At 74.4% G+C, this 207-nt stretch carries 1 protein-coding gene; it reads right to left on the minus strand.

The features are described from left to right. The coding region (locus tag AB3X96_RS43085) for a hypothetical protein (RefSeq protein ID WP_368594477.1) at positions 1-207 on the minus strand (207 nt) is incomplete at both ends.

Genomic DNA, 207 nt, shown 5'->3' on the forward strand with positions numbered 1-207 from the left:
CCGCCGCGCATACGCATCGTCCTGCGGCGCAGGCAGCGCCCGCCGGTCCAGCTTGCCGTTGACCGTCAGCGGCAGCGCCCCCAGCGGCACGAACGCCGCCGGCACCATGTAGTCCGGCAGCTGCCCCGCCAGATGCGCGCGCAGCGTCGCCGCAAGCTGCGCTTCCTGCGCCTCCTGTGCGGCCACCACATAGGCCACCAGCTGCGG

This window comes from Paraburkholderia sp. BR13439 (assembly GCF_040948805.1).
In the GTDB taxonomy this organism is placed as follows: domain Bacteria; phylum Pseudomonadota; class Gammaproteobacteria; order Burkholderiales; family Burkholderiaceae; genus Paraburkholderia; species Paraburkholderia youngii.